Consider the following 20,821-nt stretch of genomic DNA (forward strand, 5'->3'; position numbering starts at 1 on the left):
CGTTCGATTAAAACCAGTCATTTCAATAGATATCTCTAAAAAAAAACAGAATCACTTAATCTTTAGGAGGAATGAGATCGTGTTAGTTGATATTGTCACGGGAAGCGAACAAGATTTAGGGTTTGGCACTCTCAATGATGATGCGATCGTCTTTAGCCAACTGCCCCTCGCACAGTTAGGAGCCTTTGCCGGTTCTCCTGGCGTCGATTCAATTATCTTATTTGGGGGTAACGATTCGGTGGTGGATGACGACGGTTCCCGCGCCTATTTCGGTAATGCTGGAAACGATATGTTCTTTGGGAACGGTGGAGCAGATACGGTATCCGCCGGACGGGATAACGATACGATCGAGGGGGGAGAAGGAGACGACGTTCTCTTTGGCAACCTTGGCAACGATATTATTCGCGGTGGAGATGGCAACGATTTGGCATTTGGCGGTCAAAATGAAGATCGCCTCTTTGGCGATACTGGCAACGACACGCTACTGGGCGACCTCGGAAGCGATACCCTCGAAGGGGGAGACGGCAGCGATCGCCTCATCGGGGGGTCCGGACTCGACGTACTCATCGGGGGTGGCGGTGCGGATGAGTTTACCATCGAAGGGAACAGCAGCAACAACACGATCTCTGACTACAACCCAGACGAAGGGGATACCCTCATCTTTAGCGGTTTAACTCAAGCCGATGTCACCTTCAGTTTTGATGGAACCAATACCATCGTCACCGATAACCTCACCAATGCTGCCATTGCCACAATTTTAGGGATCGATCTCGTGGAAACCCCCACAGAAATCTTCACCCCCATCGATGGTGGCAGTGCCTCCCAAGAAGGATTCCGAAATACTGAGAGTACCAGTATCCAACCCGTCGGTGGTTGGGATCGCGAGACCTCGGATCTGATTGTTGCGGAAGGTTGGAGTGGAGAATCCGATAACGTTGAGATTATTAATGGCATTCTCAGCTTAGAGCAATCGGCAACGGATTTAGAAATTGTCACGTTGCGATTGCCGGATGATTCTCCCATTGGATTCGATCGCTCCGTTTATTTTACCCCCGTCACCGGAGATCGCATCGAGATTGACATTGATGTCGAAGACGGAACCCTCACAGAAACGACGATCGTTATTTTGCCCGACAACGTTCCTCTCGCTTTGGGAGACCCCTTCGGCTCGAATCTTTCTTTTAGCATTATCGGTGATACCGGCATTGTCGCGGTGAATTTAATCGAAAATGATGGTAATGATACTGACGATGACGTGTCGCTTTTTATCACGTCGGGGTTGGGATTGCGCCCCCTTGCAGAACAATTTTTTGAAGGGGGAACGGCGTTATTTGCGATCGACCCCACTGCCAGCGATACCGTCAACTTTACCATTCTCGATATCGATTGACGCGATCGAGTAAGCATTCGACCGTCAGCGATGCGCTTTGAACGGTTTCCGGAAACCGTTCGATCGACAAGCATTCATTGAATCTGAGTTCTCGCCTCTGAAGTAGATCTAGTAGATCTGCAGAATCTTGGGCTTGTTTGACGCTGAAGCTGACGACGGATATCGCACGACGCAAATGTATTAGGAAAACACGATCTGTGTATTCGGGTCTGTCATCAATTAGCTGTACATCCTTTACCTTACCCGGCATGGATTCTGGCTGTTCTATATGTTTTCGCTTGCTTGCTCTCAAATCCCGATGCGAAAAGGGTTCTAGATTTAATTGATGACACGCCCTAGAGTGATTGGGAAATCGAAATTAAAATCGTTGAAACGTTTATTGGCAGTAGATTTCAAGAATTGTCAGTTCGAAAAGCTAAAAGGCTGCCCTCCAAAAGGGTTTCAAGGATTTTCGGGTTGATGACCCAACAATTCTATTCATTGCTGGGTATTGGGCAATGTTTCTGAATGTCCTCACAAACTGGCGTCATGCTATGGCTGAATGCTTACCGTGCGAGCAATTGATGGACAAGCCATCGCCACCGATAGACGATGGCTCGCTGGGCAGATGGAGAAGAATGCCCGGATGCGTGCTTGCGAGCTTGGTACTTGGGAAGGAGATATTTTCCTAATCCAATTCCCCCACAAGCGGAGGTCACCAGAAGTGAGATCCAAAGAATCCGTTCTGGAGAGAAAGGATCGGACGAGGCTGTTTTTTTATCTAGGGTTGTGGGAAGCTGAGCGACTTCGGCTTGGAGGGCTACGGGAACGGAGACCACAGTCCTTTCAACGTTCGATGGGGGACTGAGGTTAGAGACTGGCTGAGTTGGCAAGCTCCCAGCTCGATCGAAATGATTCTCTTCTCCTTCAGAGAACATTCCCAAAGATAAGAGATTGGGTAACAAGTTTGGATCGTCGATGAGATCGCCTTCCACGTTGTTATTTTGCTCGAGCAAAGCTGTATTTTCCGATGGCAATGCACTCGGACTGGCTAAGACGATACTCGATGCAAAACTGCCTTCTGCTCCCATGCCTTCTGGGGGAGCACTGTTGAGGCGCATCCGTTCCAAATTCACCTCAGGCTCAGGACTGCTGGATGAAGAGCTGCTCGAAGCAACCGTTCGGCTCTTGGATGGAACCGTACGCATCGACGATGGAGCTTGTTTCACGTAAGCTTCCGTGGAAACTGAATTGCCCACGGTTTCTTGCCAGGCCTCCCAGCTATCTCCATCGCTCAGATTGGCTTCGGGAACGTAGGTTGTCGAGCGATGGCTGCGAAGCGGTCCAGTATTGCGAAAGAGATAGTGCCCTCCAAAGATAAGTGCAACTAGGGCTAGAAAGACGGATAATTCGAGTTGCTTCATGACTACATGGGTTACCGTTAGAGCAACGAGTCAAGGGATCTGTTTGTCAAGATTTAGATTTTTCGCTCCGATTGGTCTTGCACTAGCTAAGTAGATACGCGCATATGACACTGCAAGACACTTAGTTCGTGCGAATAAATACGGAACGTAGAATAAATTTTAAACTTTACTCTTTCATCTTGCAAGTCTCTTCTGTCACAATTTGACAGTAAAAATTCGTATAAGAGACAATTCAAAATGATTTTCCCCGACTCGCAAAATTTAAAGAAAAGATTCAAACAACTGTGATGATTGACTTGTAGCGATCTAGAAATTGATGAGATCGACTTTACGTTATCTTCGTAAAGTTTGTGTAAAGCTTTAAATATGTCTGGATTTTTGTCGCTTGTATTCCCTCCCGGACCATTTTCATAACGATTCGATCGCATTCTCGGCTTTCGAACGCGAATTATAGACGAGTGACTTTTTTTCCTGCACTCGGTGTCACTCAAATTTAGGTAATAACACGTAGCTGTTTCCACACATCGAGGAAACAGTTATAACTTGAAACTTAAGTTTAAACTTGAGATGTACTCAGTCCGGATATATAGTACACCAACCCAGTCCAAAATTTACTTCAATCCTAATTTTTTTCTCAGTACGGTTGCTCCCATAAATAACAGCGGCGTGACGATAAACCCAGAGATTGCCAGGTGAGTAGGAAACTGAAAATAGAGGAACCACAAAATAACAACTCCAAATGTCGAATCCATGTGGTCGATAAAATAAAACAATCGGCTGCTTTCATCTCCGGGGGGAATTTTCAATCGTCGCTTGAGGAAAGAATTGGGGAGTTCCGCTAAATTAAAAACAAAACCAACAAGTAGCCCATATTCTAATACGTTAAAACTCGAAAACCAGACAAAAATATCTGAAATGGAGAATAATAGATGCTCGAAAAACTGAAATAAACATACGCTGACGGTATGGGCAATGGGTAAACTAATTAAGCCTCGCCATTTTTTGTTAGCACCAAACCATTCCGTTTGAATCGGCGTATTAAAAAATTGAAACACGGGTGTTTTCCACAAAAATGCTTCAAGAATAGCCGCAAAAAACAACCCCAAACCGAGCCAAAATATATTCAACGTGTCGAATAAAAATATTGAGAGTACGTCAGTCATATTGATTTCGTGGAAAAAAGCAGTTCACGAACGCGGAGCGACTATTGAGGCTGGCATTTCCCAGCCCGAATCAAACCAATCCGACGGGCGATCGCCTCTTGAGGAGAGGGAAACGGACCCCAGCGCTCGATAATTTCTACATCATTTGGAGTGCGAGGGCGATCGCCGCCCAAAATATCACAAGTGCCGGTTGAATATTTGACGATATACCAAGGGGTGGAATCTGGGGTTAAGTTAGATTGTTCTGACATTGATGGAAACTGCAGGTCAACATAGGCAAGTGCGATCGCGTCGATCGAGAAATCTCGGATATTGTATAGCACGACGCATACCCGTGGGACCTGATAGCGATGTGTGCTGATATGTGCAGTCGTGTTAGGACATCAGTGACCGTTGGGAGCAGAGGGAATGGGGAATGGAGTTTCTCCCTACACCCCAAACCCCACACCCCATCCTCACCGGAAAATGTTATCCCGAACTGACGTTAACGATCGAAGTGTCCTAACGGAAGTGGCGACGGCTATCAGTGTAGACCGGGGAAATCGTGAGCGGGACGCGCTTCTCAAGCCTTGGAGTCGCAACGCTCGTACTCAAACAAAAACCCCCAACTGAGTGTTGGGGGTTTCCATGAATTTAGCTCAATTTACTTTGAGGTTGCCCTCGATTGGCCCTATACCAACCACTCTTCCAAGGCTTCTTCCTTGGTGTTGGTGTGGCGGGAGGGCGTTTCGCGCTCGAAATTCATGTGAATCGATCGAGTTTGTTCGCCATCGGCGGCTACTGCAACGATGGGATAGTCGATAACGCCATCCTGGAAGGACATCTGGAAGCGGAACGTACCGTCGGGATTCAGTTTGATGGGACGGCCGCCAACAGTAACTTTGGCATCGGGTTCGGTGGCACCGTAAACGATGAGTTCGGCATCGGCAACCAACCAGAACTTGCGAGGACGAATCGGCGGTGCGGAGGCGCCAAATCCGACACCGGACATTCCCACGCCGGACATATTGATGCCAGAAGCCGTGGGAAGCGCCCACATTCCCACACCGGAGGGGAAGATGTAGGAACTGATGGCTTGTTCGGGAACTTGATGCATGGAACCGAACAGCGAACCGGCAACTCGCATCGCTTCGGCGGACTCGGCCATGCCGAAGATTTCGTCGTAAATGGGATTGCCTGCCGCATCGACACCGGTTTGACGCAGGCTGGGGGGAACCAACTTGGCGAAGGTTTTGCCGCGTAAGTCTTCGTCCCAGGAAATGGTGAGGAACTTATCTTCGATCCAGTCAGAAGGATACACCGGAGGAATGCGAACCTCAGCCGAACGGGCCAGAATCAACCAGCGTCCGTCAGCGCAGCGGTAGCCGATGTCCACGATGTAATCGCGATCGCTCACGGGGATGGGAACGTACCACTCCCGCGCCATTTCGTCGCAGGGATATTCCTGAATACTGTGGGGGCTTTGGGCTTCGAGGCTAATATCAGTAGCGTCGTAAATCCGCAGGGCGAGTTGCTGTCCTCCCTGGCGGCGCAGGTCTTCTTTGTGCTCGTTAGACACATCCCAGTAGCAGTAGCCCCACTGGGGATCGCGAGGCATCAGAACGATGCGACTTTCACCGTAGCCTTCGGGTAGGTCTGCGAGTCCTTCATCGACAGAAGCAAGCGTGTCTGCCGTGCGATCTTCTTGTCCGAGTTCAAACTTTGCAGCTTCCACTTCTTCCTGTGCCTCCAGCGTGCGAGATGTACCGATCGAGATATTTGCGGGTTGAGCTTCTTGAATTGAAGCCAGAAGTTGCGACTTGCGCATCCGGCTGTAACGAGAGATGCCGTACTGACTTGCCACTTTACGCAGCTGTCGTAAGGTCATCTCTTCTAAAGGTGGGCGGTCTTGTGCCATGGGTTGAGTCTCCAGGTTATTGAGAAAACGAGTCTCCTAAACACTTTTTTTAAATAAAATGCAAAAGATAGCATTTTTTTGGGATCGCGGGGATCGCGGCACTAGGTATATCTTACATAAAATCTTTTCGGGATCGAGGGGGGGTGAAAGACTGATTTGGCAAGGATTTACGAAGTTACGGGCAAAACGGGGATCGTAATGTCAGTAAATCATGACACTAAGAATTGCCGATCGACCTTTTGCTCGACTCCTAAAGTCAAAAAATCATGACACAAATTGTGCTATTGCAAAGACCGATCGAAGTTCTGTGACTCGATCGGTCTTTGCCCCATAACCCATGGCAATCGGAGATCGACAAAAACCAAGGATTTCAGATATTGAGGCACTCGATTGCCCCGATCCACGATGGATGAGCGATTGCCGATGGCTCGCATCTGAAAAAGTTGGGTCGGAATGCTGAATGCTGAGTGCTGACGGCGATAACGCTTGCTCTATCGTTGCGCTAACTCCGGAGTTCTCCCGAGTAACCCCGTCATCAAGCGCAGTGCCAAATGTTTGACGGGAAAAATCCTGCGCATCACCCACAAACCCAGCCGTCGCAGGGCAACTAGCGGCAACCAAGCATTGGAAAACATTCGATCGAGGAAATCCGTAAACCCGAGGATAACCAAGTTTTCCCATTTACGCCAGCGTTCGTAGCGTTGCAGCACCCGCACGTCGCCGATATCTTCTCCTTTATGCGACGCTGTTTTCAACACTTGCGCCAGGGCCGCTGCATCCCGAATCCCCAAATTCAAACCCTGTCCGCCGACGGGATGGCAGCAGTGGGCCGCATCTCCCACCAGTGCCAAGCGCGATCGAACGTAACGATCGCTTTGCATCAATTGAACTGGGAAGACAAAGCGGGGGCTGGCAATGGAAACTCGTCCCATGCGATCGCCGTAGCGACGGTGCAACTCTTCTAAAAAGCGATCGTCATCCAGGGCTGCCAAGGCTTTCGCCTCTTCGTGAGGGGCCGTCCAGACGATATTGCATCGGTTATCCGTGAGGGGCAAAATGGCAAACGGACCGCTGGGCCAAAACCGCTCGTAGGCAACGTTATTGTGGGATTTTTCGGGTTTCACCTTGAGGGTGATGCACGATTGCCAGTATTTCCAGCCGCGAGTAGGAATGCCTGCAGCCTCTCGCACTCGGGATTTCGAGCCATCTGCAGCCACCAGCAATCGAGTCCGAAGTTTTTGAGTTGTATCTTCTGTTTTTATTTCGACGCTCGCTCCATCGTCTTGGTATTCTACGCCAATCACCTGGGCGGGACACAAACAGCTAACGTTTTCCGTGGAGGCTAAAAAGGCTTGTAATTCCGTGAGTAAGGGCGTATGCTCTGCGACGTAACCGAGGCGATCGAGATTTAAATCCGTCGGGGCGAACATTACTTCCGCCCGATCGGAATCGGTGAGGGATATATTACGAAACGTGGTAATTCTCGGCAATATTTTGTCCCAAACTCCGATTCCTTCGAGAATGCGCCCCGAGAGCAAGGAAACGGCATACACTTGTTGTCGGGCAGCAGCTTCACTGGGAGAAAGGGCATCGATTAAACCTACTTTCAATCCCGAATCTTTCAATGCACAGGCAAGGGTGGTACCGACAACCCCGCCACCGACGATCGTGATATCGAAATCAAACGCGGAGGAGTCCTGCGGTTGGGGTTGAGTTGCCGATTGAGGTGAGTTCGATGGCGAAAGTTGCTCTAGGGGCATGAATCGTTGTTTGTGAATTTGATTAAGTATTATTACTTTTATTATTACGTTTACTGTATATTGTTCCGCATTTCTTAGCGATCGGATCGGGTGAATGGGGCAAAGGTCATCGCCTGGAACGAACGCTCTTCAATTTTAAGAAATATTACAGTTCCTGGCATTCCTTCAATTATGAGAGAAAAATGAAAATGAGATAATTATGAAAACAAAAACAATCGAGTAACTTCTCAGCCAACCTTTACGAACCCAGAGGATATTCTGTCCCGACTGAGGCTTCGAGTTGGGAGCATTTTTACACCCACCGTTTCGACGTTGTTTTCACAATTTCACCAACACTATTAAGATACGGGGTCACCAGATCGGGAGCAATAGATGACAAAACCTTTACCTTCGAGAGTTTGGGCGATCGCTTCTAGCATTATTTTGGCACTGTGGCTGGGGAGTTGTACGGGGACGAATCCGGAGAGTTCCCCACCGGGCGACAAGAGTACAGAAGCCGCAACCCAAACGACTCCAACAGATTCTGAGGGCAAAAAGAAAGTCATTACCACCTTTACCATCCTCGCGGATATGGCCCGTAACGTGGCCGGAGACAAACTCATCGTCGAATCCATTACTCGGATTGGGGCAGAAATTCACGGATACGAACCCACACCGAGCGATTTAACCAAAGCTGAAGATGCCGACCTGATTCTCTACAACGGCATGAATCTAGAGCGCTGGTTCGAGCCATTCTACAACAACTTAAGCGACGTTCCAGCCGCGATTTTAACCGCCGGGATCGAACCGATTCCCATTGCCGAGGGCCCCTACCAGGACAAGCCCAACCCCCACGCTTGGATGTCGCCGCGCAATGCCTTAATTTACGTCGAGAATATTCGCAAAGCCTTCGTCGAACTCGATCGAGACAACGCAGAAACTTATAACGCCAACGCCGCAGCCTACAGCGAACAACTCAAAGCGATCGATACCGAACTCCAGGCAGACTTAGAACGCTTGCCGGTAAACCAACGCTATCTGGTGAGTTGCGAGGGGGCATTTTCTTACCTGGCGCGCGATTACAACCTCGAAGAGATTTATATGTGGCCCATCAACGCCGAACAGCAATCGACTCCCAAACAGATTCAAGGAGTTATCGAAGAAGTAAAAGCCAATTCCGTGCCCACGGTTTTTTGTGAAAGTACCGTCAGTAGCGAAGGTCAGGAGGAAGTTGCCAAAGCCACGGGCGCTCGTTTCGGGGGCAATCTCTACGTCGATTCCCTCTCCACGGAAGATGGCCCGGTGCCCACCTTTCTCGATTTACTCGAATACGATGCCCGCACGATTAGCAACGGTCTTTTAGCCGGGAGTACTGCCAACGAACCCTAAGTCACCAAAGCCCAGCGGGCTTAAGTAATAAGTAATAAGTAATAAGTAATAAGTGATAAGTGATAAGTGATAAGTGATAAGTCGTGTAGGTTAAGCGACGCGCGAAAACGGTAGATGAACTTCTGAATTCGTGAAGAAACGACTTAGACCCAATTCATTTTTTGAATCCTCCGATCTGAAGCTATTGTCAAACTTATTACTTATTACTTTCAACTTATTACTTGTGAAACAGAAGGTTTTCCATCATCCAACCCACCATCCCCACCGCCATGATGACTCAAACGATCGCCCCAACTTCTGGAATTACCGTCGATAACATCAGTGTCACCTACAACAACGCTCGCCTCGCTCTATACGATGCCAGTTGCAACGTTCAACCGGGCAAAATTACCGGCTTAGTCGGCCCGAATGGGGGCGGTAAATCCACCTTGTTTAAATCGATTATGGGATTTCTCGAACCCAAGCAGGGGCAGGTGAGCATTCATGGGTTACCTATCCGCAAGGCGCAAAAACAACAATTAGTGGCTTACGTTCCCCAAGCCGATGAAGTGGATTGGAACTTCCCCGTCAGCGTGTGGGATGTGGTGATGATGGGACGCTACGGTTACATGAATCTGCTGCGAATTCCCTCAGCAAAAGATCGTCGTTTGGTGATGGAAAGTCTGGCGCGGGTGGGGATGACAGATTTTTGCGATCGTCAAATTGGCGAACTCTCCGGGGGGCAGAAAAAACGGGCGTTTCTGGCGCGGGCCTTGGCTCAAGAGGGTCAAGTGATGTTACTCGACGAACCCTTTACTGGCGTGGATGTGAAAACGGAGAAGAGCATTATCGATTTACTGCTGCAACTGCGAGATGCCGGTCATACGATTTTGGTTTCTACTCACGATTTGGCATCGATTTCCACATTTTGCGATCGGGTGATTTTGCTCAATCAAACCATTCTCGCCACCGGAACGACGGAAGATGTATTTACCGAAGAAAATCTGGCGATGACGTTTGGGGGTTTACCAGTTGCGGCGACTCGTCGTTCTCAGCAATGGACAATGGACAATTGACAATTGACAACGAAGACTGGGCGATCGTTTTTCTCCTTTTTCACTAAAACAAAGCGGGCGATCGATCGCCCGCTTCATCTCGTCGAACAGTGACGAAAGAATTAGCCTTTAAAACAATCCGCCCGTCAGACGTTTAGTTGCGCGACCCACCAATCGAGAATACTGGTCTTCCCCGCAGAGAATTTTCAGCATCAGTTGAGTGGCAATCGGCTGCTTCACGCCAACTCTGTAACCGATTCCGGGGAAGCGGTAAAATGCCCCGGCTAGCCGTCCGGCCCAAGCCATCTCCGTCCCCCAAGTGTCTTTAATAATTTGGGTGTATTCGGCGAGAGCGTTGCTTTGACCTTTGAGGGCACTTGAAATCGCCTCCGCTGCTTTCACGCCGGTATAGATTGACGGTCGAATGCCTTCTGCGGTAAACGGGTCGGCCACGCCAGCCGCATCTCCGGCTAACAGGGCATTTTGGCTGTGTAGGGTGCGATCGCCATCCCACAAGGTCACAGAATGCTCGTAGGATTGACCGGATTTTACATCCAATCCGATTTTCCCAGCGTAGTCGGAGAGAATACTCGGGAGTTTTTTGGAATCGCCTCCGAGCATCGTTGCCGCACCGAGGGAATAGCCATCGGCTTTGGGGAAGTTCCAAATAAAGCCATTTTTGACTAAACCCATCTCGAAGCCAATGGCGGGGTCGGGGTTTGAAGCGGGAATTTCTAAAGCGGCGGCCGATCGAGTTTTAGCCGGCTTGAGTTTGAGCCACTTTGCCATCGATCCGGTGGGACCGTCGGCACCGATGAGATATCGACCCATGACCGCTTCGCCGGTGGTATTGACCTGCCAGCCATCGCCTTTGAATTCGATTCCCGTCACCGTGGTGTTATCGCGAAGTTCGGCTCCTTTATCTTGGGCTTGTTGAACCAAAAAGCGATCGAAGGTGTCGCGCTTCACCATCCACATCGGTTCGGCGGTTTCGAGTTTGACTTCTACCGGGTCTTTATTTTTGAGGGTGTAGCGAACTCGATCGACTTTCATGGAAATCGTCGGCGCTAAATCGAAGTCGAACCATTGGGCGATCGCCGGAGAAAGTGCCCCACCAGAGGGGCGATATCGCGGCAAGGATGCCTTTTCTAAAATCAGGACCGAATGTCCTCGGGCAGCGAGATGATATGCAGCCGTTGCGCCAGCTGGGCCTGAGCCGACAATAATGCAATCGTACATCGTTAAAAAATTAAATGATGAAAAATTACGAATTCGCGGTTGGTCGTTCCAACAGCATCCCCGACTCCAATATGGCAGATGACCCCAGGGGATTTCAAACCGTCGTTATCTCTTTTTCTTTTTCTCCCAGGATTTTCTCAATTTGAGCAATATACTTATCCGTTGCCTTTTGGATATCACCTTGGAGGTCTCGCGATTCATCTTCTGAGATGTCGCTGTTTTTCTCCTGCTTGCGAACGCTGTCGATCGCATCTCGGCGAATATTGCGCACGGAGACTTTCCCTTCTTCTGCAAACTTACTGGCGAGTTTAACCAGTTCTTGGCGGCGTTCGCTTGTCAGCGGGGGAATGTTGAGGCGCACGATCGAGCCGTCATTGCTGGGAGTCAGCCCGAGATCGGAGGTCAGCAGGGCTTTTTCGACCAGGTTGAGGCTGCCGGGATCGTAGGGTTGAATGGTAATGGTTGAAGAATCCGGCGTGCTGATGATTGCCAAACTCTTTAAGGGTGTTGGGGTATTGTAATAATCGACCATCACCCGATCGAGGAGGGAAGTCTTCGCCCGCCCCGTGCGGATAGTGTTAAACGCCCGTTGCGTGGCTTCTACAGCCTTTTTCATCGACGCTTCGGCTTCAGCTAACTTCACAAGAACCTCCCACAATCGTTCCTACAGATTCTCCGTTGACCGCTCGACAAATATTACCGCGAACGGATAGGTTAAATACAATAATCGGAATATCGTTTTCTTTACACAAGGCGATCGCCGTACTATCCATCACCCGCAGATCGTGAGTTAAAACGTGACTGTAGGTAAGGGTTTGGTACCGACGAGCTTCGGGATTGGTTTTGGGATCGCTGTCGTAGATGCCATCAACCTTCGTCCCTTTGAAAATCACCTCGGCATCAATTTCCGCCGCTCGCAGTGCTGCTGTGGTATCCGTGGTAAAAAAGGGATTGCCCGAGCCGGCCCCAAATATTACGACTCTCTCTCTTTCTAGGTGGCGGATGGCTTTGCGGCGGATATAGGGTTCGGCAACCTCTTGCATGGCGATCGCCGTCTGGACGCGAGTGGGGACGTCTATTTGTTCGAGCGCGTCCTGAAGGGTCATGGCGTTCATCACCGTCGCAATCATGCCGATATAATCTGCCGTTGCCCGATCCATGCCCGCAGAAGCTGCCTTCACGCCTCGAAAGATATTGCCACCGCCCACGACAATCGCCACCTGGGTTCCGGTCGCTGCTACTTGAGCGATCTCTTGAGCGATGTCTTGCACGACAACGGGATCGATACCGTAGCCTAGATTGCCCATCAAGGCTTCACCGCTCAGCTTTAGCAGGACTCGCTGGTAAACTCTCCCCATGCACTCACTATTAATGACTTGTACTTGCCTCCAACCTAACATAGCAGCATGAGGCATTTTTGGGGAGTTTCACGATGGCAAACTCAGCCTCGAAGAAGCTGCACGCCAAGCTAGTACAGTGTTGCTGTCACGATTTTTCCTCTTTTCAAATCGGGATGACTGGATTCGAACCAGCGGCCCCTTCGTCCCGAACGAAGTGCGCTACCAAGCTGCGCTACATCCCGTTTATTGTATTTGCTCTTCTACTATATCAAACGATCGCGCCTTACCCGCGCGAATTCCGCTAGGATATTACACAGTCATTCTCACTCAACTTCAGCAGGCGATCGTGAAACCTAGTTGGTTACGAGTTAAAGCGCCCCAGTGGGAGCGCGTCGGCAATGTTAAAGAAACCCTCCGGGACTTGGGACTCAATACCGTGTGCGAGGAAGCCTCGTGCCCCAATATCGGCGAGTGTTTCCACAATGGAACGGCCACATTTCTGATTATGGGACCGGCTTGTACCCGAGCTTGTCCCTACTGCGATATCGATTTCGAGAAAAAGCCAACCGCCCTCGATCCCACGGAACCCGATCGCCTGGCGGAAGCGGTGCGGCGGATGAGGCTCAATCACGTGGTGATTACCTCCGTCAATCGCGACGATTTGGCCGATGGGGGAGCTGCGCAATTCGTCCGTTGCATCGAAGCGGTGCGCGCGGCATCTAAAGGAACCACCATTGAAGTACTGATTCCCGATTTGTGCGGGAACCCGAACGCCCTCGCGGAAATTCTCGCCGCCGAACCGGAAGTCCTCAATCACAATACCGAAACCGTACCGCGCCTGTATCGTCGGGTTCGCCCCCAGGGGGAGTACGATCGCTCTTTAGAGTTACTCCAACGCTGTCGGGACATTTCCCCTCGGGTTTATACCAAATCGGGGATTATGGTGGGGTTGGGAGAAACCATTGAAGAAGTCGATCGCGTCCTCGAAGACTTGCGAGCTGTCAATTGCGACATTGTGACCATCGGGCAGTACTTACAGCCGAGTCAAAAGCACCTTCAGGTCAAAGAATACATCGCGCCAGAGCAATTCGCGCGGTGGCAGCAGTTGGGAGAATCTTTGGGATTTTTGCAGGTGGTCGCCTCTCCCCTCACTCGCAGCTCTTATCACGCCGAACAGGTGAGGTCTTTGATGGAGCGGTATCCTCGCCCGTAGAACTTAGCGTCGAACGTCGCGCTTAAATTCCGGTTGAGGTTCGGTTTTTCGGGTCGATTTTTTAACGCTGCGCTTATATAATACAATGGCAAGTGACCTTTGTCAGCGATCGAAGGTCACCAAGGTTGTGACAAGAATCATCACCGAACATTGACCCCAGTCACTTCAACATGGGGTTGTGTGATTTTATACTGTAATTAGTGAAGGCAAAAGCCTCGACAAACGTCCAAATACTTCTGCCACCAGTCTAGCTGTGAAGGAATACTGTCAGTATCGATTGATATCTTGACAGCTCTTTTGCAGGCTTTTCAACCTAGCGGTGACTGATAAAATATCAGTTTCGAGTACCGATCGTCAACCCTAGGGAAGAACGAGCCTGAGTCCATCCTCAGTCCATTCAGCCCAGCCTCCTTTTTCCAGGAGCTATTGAGAAAATTACTATGCCAGGAACTTCTTTCTTTAAAGATGTTGAATCCGATCGTCAGCCGGATGCGAATAATTTTGACGATTTAGAACTCGCCACTCAAGATAGTACCTCCCAGACGACTCTGCCACAATCTGGAATGGAAGTGGAATACGCAGAAGCAGATAGTCTCTCGTCGCGGGCAAAGCGCAACACCACCGATCTCGTTCGTTTGTACCTCCAAGAAATTGGTAAAGTCGATCTCCTCGGACGGGACGAAGAAGTTTCTGAAGCACAAAGAGTTCAGCAGTACGTCAGCTTGCTAGAAGTTCGCGCTCAGGCAGCCGAAGACGGCGACGAACTGCTCGGGCGCTGCGTGAACCTGGTTGAAGCGCGCGATCGCCTCACCTCCCAGTTGGGACACCGACCTTCCCTAGAGCGATGGGCCCGAGAAGGCGGCGTTGCCCTCAACGAACTCAAGCCAACCCTGATTCAAGGCAAACACCAGTGGGCGAAACTGGTGGGTTTGAGCGTCGAAGAACTCGATAAGATTCAAACCGAAGGCAAGCAAGCCAAAGCCCACATGATTAAAGCCAACCTGCGCTTAGTGGTGTCGGTGGCGAAGAAATATCAAAAGCGCGGCTTGGAACTGCTCGATCTGATTCAAGAGGGAACCATCGGTCTCGAACGGGCCGTCGAAAAGTTCGACCCCACCCGAGGCTATCGCTTCAGCACCTACGCTTACTGGTGGATTCGCCAGGGAATTACGCGGGCCATTGCCACCCAAAGCCGCACGATTCGCCTGCCGGTTCACATCACCGAAAAGCTCAACAAAATCAAGAAAGCGCAACGCAAGTTTGCCCAAGAACAGGGCCGCACGCCGACCCTGGAGGATATCGCCAGCGAATTGAAGATGACCCCCGATCAGGTGCGGGAAGTCTTGTTGCGAGTGCCGCGCTCCGTATCTCTCGATACCAAAGTGGGTAAGGAAAAGGATACCGAACTCGGCGACTTGCTCGAAACCGACGATATCTCTCCGGAAGATTTGCTCATGCGCGAATCTCTCCAGCGCGACTTGCACAAGCTGCTTGCCGACCTCAGTTCTCGGGAACGGGACGTGATTCGCCTGCGCTACGGCCTGGGTGATGGCAATCCGTATTCTCTGGCTGAAATCGGTCGGGCGTTGGATTTGTCCCGCGAGCGCGTCCGGCAGATTGAGGCCAAAGCGTTACAAAAGCTGCGCCAGCCGAAGCGTCGCAATCAAGTTCGCGACTACTTGGAAGCGCTAACCTAAGATTTCCGTAAACTCAACAACTGCCATCTGCTAGGGTCTATTTGGGCTTTAGCAGATGTTTTTTTGTCCGGATTGTTGGGGGAATGAGTTGTTAAATGTAGGAAACTCATTGCTCAATTTACCCCGAACGATATCGATTATGCCTCTGGATGCGTGGAATCGCGATCGTCTTGTTGCCCTCTGGCACGATTGGGGTCGCGGTATCGAGATTGGGGGGATTGGCAGCAGGCAGAGGCGTATTATCGAGAGGCACTGCATTTAGCCCAACGTCACGGGAGCGACAGTGCGATCGCTCAATTGACTGGACTCTTGGGAGATATCCAACGCAAGCAGGGGAACTGGGAGGCTGCCGAATCCCTATTCCGCCAATCTTTGCAACTGCGCGAAGAACTCGGCGATCGCTCGGGCATAGCTGCTGTCTGGGAAGTTTTGGGAGATATCCAACGCAATCGGGGCAACTGGGAAGCCGCCGAAATCCTCTTCCGCCAATCTTTGCAACTGAGGGAAGAACTCGGCGATCGCGCCGGGATGGCCACTTCCATCGGCTGTTTAGGCGAAAACGAACTGGGGCGGGGCAATCTCGACTCAGCCGAAGCCTTACTCAAAGATGCGCTGGAGAAAATGGAAACCCTCGGCATGACTTGGCACGTTGCCGAAACGAACTATCGTCTCTTTCAACTCGAACGAAAGCGCAATAACCCCGACCTCGCCCAGCAGCACTACACCACCGCCCGCAACCTGTTTGAGAAACTCGGCGCAGTCAAAGACCTCGAAAAAATCGAGCGCGAGTGGAAGGAGGGAGCAGGGGGAGCAGGGGGAGAAAGACTTCAGTAAGATGGGTCAAAGTGTCCTAACCGTAATGGCGACTGCAAAACTGCCCACCCTACAACTACAACTGCAATTTTTAATTTTGCATTTTTAATTTTTCATTCTCCTAATTTCCCGTCACCAAATAACGACGAACGAAACATTCGAGAGATTCCATCTTCATATTAAACAGCGTTTGCAACCGATCGATTTCCTCCGGCGTGCAGAAAAACTCGTTCGCCAGCAACACCCGCAAATTCCCCAACGACTTCTGCCATTCTGGGTTCACCAACCCAATACTGCTGCGCACTCCATCCAGCAAAGACAGAGGCGGATTGAGCAACATCGGTTCTCGGTTGAAAATGCGGCTGAAAATCTTGGGGATATCCTCCCGACTGAGGATTTCCGGGCCACCGACAGGTATTACCTGGTTTTTTGCCCCCGCCACTGCCACCGACTCCACGGCAATTTTCGCCAAATCGTCGGTACTGACGATCGAACTGCGAGTTTGGGGATCGCCGATGAGGACGTAAACTCCGGTAAGTTGGAACCGTTGGGCCAGCGGTAGCAGGTTGGAAGCAAAGCCGGACGGCCGGAGAATGGTATAGTTCAAGTCGCTGGCTTTGAGGTATTTTTCCACTTCCCGCTTGGCTTTAAACGAGGGAGAATCTTCGTAACCGCGATCGGCCCCCAAAACGGAAATAAACACGAAATGCTCCACCCCCGTTTCCAAAGCGCGATCGATGAGTTCGACATTGGCGCGGTAGTCGAGTTCTTGAGCATCGCCAGTGGCTTCGGTGGAACCATGGGCGCTGATGATGTAACGCACGCCCTGACAGGCTTTGCGAATATCTTTATCCCGGCGCAAATCGCCGATACAAATCTTTGCGCCGCGCTGTTCCAACTCCCCGTAGCGAGAGGTGAGGCGCACGAATGCCGTTGCGGGTTCGTCGCGATCGCGCAGAATGCGAATAATTCGGCGGCCCAATCCGCCGGTTGCCCCTGTGACTAAAAACATTTAAATACCTGGGTGTGGGGCGATCGCATCATGATTTGCACCATACTTTGCACTGTAGATTTGATTGGTCGTTGGCTTACATCGCGATGTATCAATATTACCAAGAGGTTATGCTAACTCGACGATAACAGGGGTGCGATCGCGCTCGTTTGGATAATGCCGGTGTGAGATAGAAGTTATGATAACTCGACGATAACGGGGGTGTGGTCGCTGGGTTTGGGTAGCTTGCGGGGGGCAACATCGATGGTACAGGCGATCGCTCGTTTGGATAATGCCGGCGTGAGATAATGATGGTCGATGCGCCATCCCCGATTGCGGCGAAAGGCAGCCGCCCGGTAGTCCCACCAGCTATAAATCCCCCCTTCCTGGGTAAACTGACGAAAGGCATCCGTGAGTCCGAGGTCGAGAATCTCCTTGAGGGCTTGGCGTTCCGGGGGTGTCGTGCCCACAACTTTGTCTTTTGGGGTGGTGGGGGTGTGAATATCTCGATCGTCGGGGACAATATTAAAATCTCCGCAGATGCATAAACTCGTTTCTTTGTCAATCTGCTTGTCGAGATATTGCCGTAACAGTTCCAGCCAGTGCAATTTGTATTGATATTTATCGCTATCGATGCTGCTACCATTGGGTACGTAGGTACTAATAATCCGAATTCCCTCGAAAGTTCCAGCAATTAATCGTTTTTGAATATCGAACTCTCCCACCAATTCTTCACCTAAAATAGGAGTGAATCCGAGGCAAATATCTTGTAGTGGAGAACGGCTAAAAATTGCAACGCCGTTATAGGCTTTTTGACCGGAAATATAGACGTGATAGCCGATATTTTCGAAGGGTGCTTTGGGAAAAAGTTCGTCAACGACTTTGGTTTCTTGCAGGCATAAAACATCGACTTGCGTTTGCTGTAACCAATCGACGACGATATCTTGACGAGTGCGAATCGAGTTGACGTTCCAGGTGGCAATTTTCATTCAGTAACAAATCCGGAATCGAATAACAATCGGTTATGATATCAGCATTCGTGCGGTCAGCTATCGGCAGTCAGGTTGAGACGAAAATCGGGACGCCTCGATCGAATTAAGGATGTGTATAGTATTTTTCTAATGGATGAGGTACGGACGATCCCCCTAAATCCCCCTTAAAAAGGGGGACTTGAGATTCAGGGTTCCTTAAAAAGGGGGACTTGAGATTCAGAATTCCTTAAAAAGGGGGACTTGAGATTCAGGATTCCTTACAAAACGTAAATTCGGGTTAAGCCGCAGCCGGAAATCGTGAATCTGGGCGAAGTTCGAGGGGTCTGGCGATTCGAGAGTATCTGGGGAAACACACTCAGACCCGGCACACCATACCGGAGTGAATCGTCTCTCGGTTAAGGAGGAAAACTCCATTCCCCATTCCCCACCTTCACCCGAAACTGTCCGATCCCGAACTGACGTTACACAGGGGACTTGAGATTCAGAATTAGCCCTCACAGACTTGAGCATTGCGATTGACGAAAATCAGAGACTTGCAAAGAAATACGTCCTTGCGTCTCCATTTCACTCGAATACCGCTCCCCAACACCCGTCCGTAACATCGCAGCTACGATACGCGATGGGAGAAACAATCGACGATTAGCCGATGGGCAGCCGACCGGAGTTCACCGCGTGGAGGTACTCGCTTCCCGAAGCCAGAGAACCGCGTCGATAGGCCGCTTCGTGGGGTTGTCCCCAGCCGAGTTGCAACACGACTTCCAAGAATTGGGCTTTTTCCCACTTCCACAGATTAGCCCATTCCGTGCGATCGGCGATCGCTAGGGCTTCTTCCACGACAATCGGCTGATAATCTTTGCCACTATTGACGCTTAGATATAAATCCATATCCGCCGTCACCGCTTGCCAAAAAGACACGATCGAGGATTTTGCCCCTTTGAGAGTTTCGATGTCTTTCGGCAGTGCCAGGAGGCGATCGTCCACTTGAGGATAGCAAAGGGTTTCTCCCTTGAGAACCATTTGTCGCCAGAGAATGCCGGAAACTTGGTGTTCTTCTTGATACCGGTGAATCGTCAGTTTGAAATCTTGATAGGCGGTAAACTTTTGCACCCCTTCGGGTTTCAGCCATCGATCGATGACGGAGTTACCGATAAAAGGGGTGGCAGTTAGGTTCAGCCGTTCTCCCTTCAGGCAAGCTTGACGCTCTCGTTCCAAGATTTCGATCAACTTCTGCGTGTTATATACTTCTGTCATCCGAAAACGCACTCGATCGCCATTACCAATAGTTTAATGGCTTTTCCCCTTTACCCTTCACCCTTTCACCCTTTACCTTTGACTCCATTTTCGGATTCTGCTTTCATGTGTTTCTCGATGCGATCGCGACGCAGGCGTAACTGGATATCTTCGAGGAGTTTTCGATTCACCCCCATCAACTCTGCCACCAATCCCAAAATCCACAGTTGAAAGCCGATTAACATCAGAATGGCCGCTAAAATCAGGCTGGGAATACGAGTTCGATCGCTACCGAGGACGAAAAATATCAGCCATCGCACCCCCAAGCCGAACCCAAGGGTAAAGGGAACGCTGCCGAGTAGGGTAAAGGCGCGCAGGGGTTTGTAGGTCAGGAAGATGCGCAGAATGGTGAGAATCGATCGCTTGAGGTAGCTGGGAATGCTTTTCACCAGCCGCGACGGACGCAGGTAGCCGTTGGTGCGAATGGGAACGGAGGTAATCGCCATCCCTTTTTGTCCAGCTTGAATGATGGTTTCGAGGGTGTAGGTATACTCGTTAAACACGTTCAGTTGCATTGCCGCATCTCGGCTAAAAGCACGAAAACCGCTGGGTGCGTCGGCAACGTTGGTATTGCTCACCCGGCGCACCACCCAACTGCCACCTTTTTGCAGTAATTTTTTGAACGGCGAAAAATGTTCGATCGCCTCGATCGGTCGCGCGCCGATGACAATTTCTGCCCGACCCGCTAAGATAGGTTCGATTAATTTGGGGATATCATCGGCACAGTATTGATTGTCAGCATCAGTATTGACGATAATATCCGCACCAGCAATTAGAGAAGCTTCTAACCCCGTCATGAAGGCTTTGGCTAACCCTCGATTCTTCGTGACGCGGACGATGCGATCGACACCACTGGCTTGGGCGACTTCCACGGTGCGATCGCGACTCCCATCATCGATAATCAGCCATTCAATGTCATCAATTCCCGGTAAATGGCGCGGTAAAGCTGCCAACGTTACGCCAAGGGTGCGTTCTTCGTTGAAGCAGGGAATTTGGATAATCAGTTTCGTCATCGGTACCCTCAGGGATGGCAATATCAAATGAATTGTAAACAGAAGGTTAATACTTCGATCGCCCCCGAGTTTACTATCTAACGTCAGTTTTGGATAAGACTGTTTCCGGTGAGGGCGGGGAATGGGGAATGGGGAATGGGGAATCGGGATGAAGTACTTTGCTCCCCAGCAACCAGATGTAGCCAGTGCGATCGCTTCGCTCATCAAGAGGCTTGCCA

At 50.4% G+C, this 20,821-nt stretch carries 19 protein-coding genes and 1 tRNA gene; 6 read left to right on the forward strand and 14 right to left on the reverse strand.

What is annotated here, in order from left to right; all coding sequences use genetic code 11:
- Positions 1 to 79: 79 nt before the first annotated feature.
- On the forward strand, positions 80 to 1,390 hold the full coding sequence (locus tag AC2215_RS03185) for a calcium-binding protein (protein WP_486808505.1): 1,311 nt from the start codon (positions 80 to 82) through the stop codon (positions 1,388 to 1,390).
- Here the strand turns inward: AC2215_RS03185 and AC2215_RS03190 are convergent.
- The 6 genes from AC2215_RS03190 to AC2215_RS03215 all read right to left on the reverse strand — a co-directional run bounded on the left by AC2215_RS03190 (position 1,368) and on the right by AC2215_RS03215 (position 7,613).
- Positions 1,368 to 1,565: a hypothetical protein gene (locus tag AC2215_RS03190; RefSeq protein ID WP_486808506.1), complete on the reverse strand. Its 198-nt coding sequence runs from the start codon at positions 1,563 to 1,565 to the stop codon at positions 1,368 to 1,370. The two genes, AC2215_RS03185 and AC2215_RS03190, sit on opposite strands and share 23 nt — an antisense overlap.
- A gap of 370 nt (positions 1,566 to 1,935) precedes the next feature.
- Positions 1,936 to 2,793 (reverse strand): hypothetical protein, encoded by an 858-nt coding sequence (locus AC2215_RS03195; RefSeq protein ID WP_486808507.1) that lies wholly within the window; start codon positions 2,791 to 2,793, stop codon positions 1,936 to 1,938.
- Between the two features lie 611 nt (positions 2,794 to 3,404).
- A complete protein-coding gene (locus tag AC2215_RS03200; RefSeq protein WP_486808508.1) occupies positions 3,405 to 3,956 on the reverse strand; it encodes a CDP-archaeol synthase in 552 nt (183 codons plus the stop codon).
- A 41-nt stretch (positions 3,957 to 3,997) separates the two neighbouring features.
- Positions 3,998 to 4,207: a DDE transposase family protein gene (locus AC2215_RS03205; RefSeq protein WP_486808509.1), complete on the reverse strand. Its 210-nt coding sequence runs from the start codon at positions 4,205 to 4,207 to the stop codon at positions 3,998 to 4,000.
- A 419-nt stretch (positions 4,208 to 4,626) separates the two neighbouring features.
- Complete coding sequence (locus AC2215_RS03210; RefSeq protein ID WP_486808510.1) at positions 4,627 to 5,853, reverse strand: DUF4912 domain-containing protein; 1,227 nt, start codon at positions 5,851 to 5,853, stop codon at positions 4,627 to 4,629.
- A 491-nt stretch (positions 5,854 to 6,344) separates the two neighbouring features.
- Positions 6,345 to 7,613, reverse strand: a complete 1,269-nt coding sequence (locus AC2215_RS03215) for an FAD-dependent hydroxylase (protein ID WP_486808511.1) — start codon at positions 7,611 to 7,613, stop codon at positions 6,345 to 6,347.
- Positions 7,614 to 7,985: 372 nt separating this feature from the next.
- Between AC2215_RS03215 and AC2215_RS03220 the strand changes: the two genes are divergently transcribed.
- Both AC2215_RS03220 and AC2215_RS03225 read left to right on the forward strand, forming a co-directional pair.
- Positions 7,986 to 8,981 carry a metal ABC transporter substrate-binding protein gene (locus AC2215_RS03220; RefSeq protein WP_486808512.1) on the forward strand — a complete coding sequence of 332 codons (996 nt, stop codon included), beginning with the start codon at positions 7,986 to 7,988 and terminating at the stop codon, positions 8,979 to 8,981.
- Positions 8,982 to 9,250: 269 nt separating this feature from the next.
- Positions 9,251 to 10,036 (forward strand): metal ABC transporter ATP-binding protein, encoded by a 786-nt coding sequence (locus AC2215_RS03225; protein WP_486808513.1) that lies wholly within the window; start codon positions 9,251 to 9,253, stop codon positions 10,034 to 10,036.
- Positions 10,037 to 10,144: 108 nt separating this feature from the next.
- On the opposite strand, the gene AC2215_RS03230 is transcribed toward AC2215_RS03225, so the two are convergent.
- From AC2215_RS03230 to AC2215_RS03245, 4 genes are all read right to left on the reverse strand, one after another.
- Positions 10,145 to 11,254, reverse strand: a complete 1,110-nt coding sequence (locus AC2215_RS03230) for a geranylgeranyl reductase family protein (RefSeq protein ID WP_486808514.1) — start codon at positions 11,252 to 11,254, stop codon at positions 10,145 to 10,147.
- Positions 11,255 to 11,348: 94 nt separating this feature from the next.
- Positions 11,349 to 11,897, reverse strand: coding sequence for a ribosome recycling factor (gene frr, locus AC2215_RS03235; RefSeq protein ID WP_486808515.1), 549 nt, complete (start codon positions 11,895 to 11,897; stop codon positions 11,349 to 11,351).
- Positions 11,884 to 12,612 carry a UMP kinase gene (gene pyrH, locus AC2215_RS03240; RefSeq protein WP_486808524.1) on the reverse strand — a complete coding sequence of 243 codons (729 nt, stop codon included), beginning with the start codon at positions 12,610 to 12,612 and terminating at the stop codon, positions 11,884 to 11,886. Before pyrH ends, frr begins: the two co-directional genes overlap by 14 nt.
- A gap of 150 nt (positions 12,613 to 12,762) precedes the next feature.
- Positions 12,763 to 12,836: transfer RNA gene (locus tag AC2215_RS03245), tRNA-Pro, on the reverse strand.
- 77 nt (positions 12,837 to 12,913) lie between these two features.
- Here AC2215_RS03245 and lipA point away from each other — a divergent pair.
- The 3 genes from lipA (at position 12,914) to AC2215_RS03260 (ending at position 16,338) form a co-directional block, all read left to right on the forward strand.
- The gene (gene lipA / locus AC2215_RS03250) at positions 12,914 to 13,807 is read left to right on the forward strand and encodes a lipoyl synthase (protein ID WP_486808525.1); all 894 of its coding nucleotides are present in this window, start codon (positions 12,914 to 12,916) and stop codon (positions 13,805 to 13,807) included.
- Positions 13,808 to 14,247: 440 nt separating this feature from the next.
- On the forward strand, positions 14,248 to 15,504 hold the full coding sequence (gene sigC / locus AC2215_RS03255; protein WP_486808516.1) for an RNA polymerase sigma factor SigC: 1,257 nt from the start codon (positions 14,248 to 14,250) through the stop codon (positions 15,502 to 15,504).
- Between the two features lie 153 nt (positions 15,505 to 15,657).
- On the forward strand, positions 15,658 to 16,338 hold the full coding sequence (locus AC2215_RS03260) for a tetratricopeptide repeat protein (RefSeq protein WP_486808517.1): 681 nt from the start codon (positions 15,658 to 15,660) through the stop codon (positions 16,336 to 16,338).
- Positions 16,339 to 16,438: 100 nt separating this feature from the next.
- Here AC2215_RS03260 and AC2215_RS03265 read toward each other — a convergent pair whose 3' ends face one another.
- The 4 genes from AC2215_RS03265 to AC2215_RS03280 form a co-directional block, all read right to left on the reverse strand.
- Positions 16,439 to 17,329, reverse strand: coding sequence for an SDR family oxidoreductase (locus AC2215_RS03265; protein WP_486808518.1), 891 nt, complete (start codon positions 17,327 to 17,329; stop codon positions 16,439 to 16,441).
- A 176-nt stretch (positions 17,330 to 17,505) separates the two neighbouring features.
- Entirely contained in the window at positions 17,506 to 18,297 is a 792-nt protein-coding gene (gene xth / locus AC2215_RS03270; protein WP_486808519.1) for an exodeoxyribonuclease III, read from the reverse strand.
- Positions 18,298 to 18,939: 642 nt separating this feature from the next.
- Positions 18,940 to 19,551 (reverse strand): hypothetical protein, encoded by a 612-nt coding sequence (locus AC2215_RS03275; RefSeq protein WP_486808520.1) that lies wholly within the window; start codon positions 19,549 to 19,551, stop codon positions 18,940 to 18,942.
- A gap of 65 nt (positions 19,552 to 19,616) precedes the next feature.
- Positions 19,617 to 20,603: a glycosyltransferase family 2 protein gene (locus AC2215_RS03280; protein ID WP_486808521.1), complete on the reverse strand. Its 987-nt coding sequence runs from the start codon at positions 20,601 to 20,603 to the stop codon at positions 19,617 to 19,619.
- Between the last annotated feature and the right edge of the window lie 218 nt (positions 20,604 to 20,821).

This window comes from Zarconia sp., assembly GCF_057467645.1.

Bases quoted from the DNA above. Each gene is read 5' to 3' on its own strand.
- AC2215_RS03230 (WP_486808514.1), bottom strand. From the start codon at position 11,254: ATGTACGATTGCATTATTGTCGGCTCAGGCCCAGCTGGCGCAACGGCT.
- AC2215_RS03205 (WP_486808509.1), bottom strand. From the start codon at position 4,207: ATGTCAGAACAATCTAACTTAACCCCAGATTCCACCCCTTGGTATATC.
- AC2215_RS03220 (WP_486808512.1), top strand. From the start codon at position 7,986: ATGACAAAACCTTTACCTTCGAGAGTTTGGGCGATCGCTTCTAGCATT.
- AC2215_RS03195 (WP_486808507.1), bottom strand. From the start codon at position 2,793: ATGAAGCAACTCGAATTATCCGTCTTTCTAGCCCTAGTTGCACTTATC.
- sigC (WP_486808516.1), top strand. From the start codon at position 14,248: ATGCCAGGAACTTCTTTCTTTAAAGATGTTGAATCCGATCGTCAGCCG.
- AC2215_RS03200 (WP_486808508.1), bottom strand. From the start codon at position 3,956: ATGACTGACGTACTCTCAATATTTTTATTCGACACGTTGAATATATTT.
- xth (WP_486808519.1), bottom strand. From the start codon at position 18,297: ATGAAAATTGCCACCTGGAACGTCAACTCGATTCGCACTCGTCAAGAT.
- AC2215_RS03280 (WP_486808521.1), bottom strand. From the start codon at position 20,603: ATGACGAAACTGATTATCCAAATTCCCTGCTTCAACGAAGAACGCACC.
- AC2215_RS03265 (WP_486808518.1), bottom strand. From the start codon at position 17,329: ATGTTTTTAGTCACAGGGGCAACCGGCGGATTGGGCCGCCGAATTATT.
- AC2215_RS03215 (WP_486808511.1), bottom strand. From the start codon at position 7,613: ATGCCCCTAGAGCAACTTTCGCCATCGAACTCACCTCAATCGGCAACT.
- AC2215_RS03210 (WP_486808510.1), bottom strand. From the start codon at position 5,853: ATGGCACAAGACCGCCCACCTTTAGAAGAGATGACCTTACGACAGCTG.
- pyrH (WP_486808524.1), bottom strand. From the start codon at position 12,612: ATGGGGAGAGTTTACCAGCGAGTCCTGCTAAAGCTGAGCGGTGAAGCC.
- AC2215_RS03275 (WP_486808520.1), bottom strand. From the start codon at position 19,551: ATGACAGAAGTATATAACACGCAGAAGTTGATCGAAATCTTGGAACGA.
- AC2215_RS03225 (WP_486808513.1), top strand. From the start codon at position 9,251: ATGATGACTCAAACGATCGCCCCAACTTCTGGAATTACCGTCGATAAC.